The sequence below is a fragment of the Vibrio sp. TRT 2004 genome (genome assembly GCF_050113735.1).
GTDB lineage: Bacteria > Pseudomonadota > Gammaproteobacteria > Enterobacterales > Vibrionaceae > Vibrio.
This window is the reverse complement of record NZ_JBNJOH010000118.1, coordinates 1-1,349: the sequence shown is the minus strand read 5'-3', so window position 1 is coordinate 1,349 and position 1,349 is coordinate 1. Positions and strand designations below refer to the sequence as shown.

Annotated in this window: 1 protein-coding gene and 1 pseudogene; both read right to left on the bottom strand. The window is 40.2% G+C overall.

All coding sequences use genetic code 11. The features are described 5' to 3' along the window. Nucleotides 1-84: 84 nt before the first annotated feature. Entirely contained in the window at nucleotides 85-1,155 is a 1,071-nt protein-coding gene (locus ACQEXR_RS20125) for a hypothetical protein (RefSeq protein ID WP_427021034.1), read from the bottom strand. A 101-nt stretch (nucleotides 1,156-1,256) separates the two neighbouring features. Then, nucleotides 1,257-1,349: pseudogene (locus ACQEXR_RS20120) on the bottom strand (IS5/IS1182 family transposase); the annotation flags it as partial.

Genomic DNA, 1,349 nt, shown 5'->3' with positions numbered 1-1,349 from the left:
GTCAGTGTAATTTTCATGGTTAGTAGCATGATCCTGATTCTATTGAAAATCAAGCATCTTCAATGATCACGGGTATATACGTTTTTATTTCATTATCTCAATCGTACGACCAACCAACAGGCTAGGCCCCGCTGATATAAATATTAATTGCACTAGATTAAGCCAGTCACCAAAGTCAGATGGAAAAGTCACAGTTAAATATAGCGATACTACAAGTAATACATAGATTGAAACACCATAGCAGACTTGCTTATAGACTCGGCTGTTATTTTTCATTGTGGCGAAAAATAGGGTAAAAACCACCATAGGAGTCAATGCTTGACCCAAGGTGTATAACAAGCCGGACTCAAAATAAAGCGCGACGATACTCAATAGCAGCGTAAGAGTGAACGCAACTAAACCAGATAGGACTACTCGCCACCAACTAAAGGTTACTGCGTTAAAGTTAGCGTATAGGGATTCAATACTACTATCTTTGGATGAAAAAACCTTTTTAATTGTATTAACTTCGGTCCAGCTTCGAATAGACGTTGGCGTCCAAATTCGCTTATTCTGGAGATCAACGCAAAGGTAATGAAAGAAATTCTTATCTAGAGCGACACGCTTAGTGTTTTGTTTAGCAAACTGACGTGCAGCACAATCCAGTTCACGAACCATTACTACCGTAATCATCACCGTATGTAGGTTGTTTTTTTCTATACCGAAAAAGTCTAGAACCTCACTGCGCGCTTCATTGCAAATCTGGGTAAGCTCTTTCTTACCAACACGAGAACAGTTGGCATCTGTCAACAAAAGTACTTTAGTCCCCATAGGGTTTATCTTTACTAGCACTCGATTAGCGTAATTCTTGAGGGGCTGTAAAGATGGAATCACCGATTTACTTGGCTTCCAAACAACCTCGTCCTCTTGTCGCAATATCGTATTGACAAGCTCACCTCCTATAACCGGTAGTGTTTCTTGATGAGCCTCACAAGCCTCTAAATAATCGATAATATCTTGTTCATATGATTCCGAATCACTGCGCTCCAACTTGTCAGCCCAAGTTTGCTGTTCTGGAAGCTGAGAAGAATGTTGATCAGCATCTAATAATAATGAATAGTTCTGCTCCACAAGCAAACGGTACATCAGCGCTTGCTCGAATGTATCTTTGTTCATATTTTCCTCAGTAGAATACTGCAAAGGGCAATTTTGTCGATAGGTATATGCCCCACTTCTCAGTTACTAGGGCGTGTTGATCTTTGCTGTACGTTTTATGCTCAGCAATACATTGGTAGCCACATTAACATAAATGCCAGCGATACCATGCTGGCATAGTTCCTTTTCAACTTGTCATATCTAGTGGATATTGC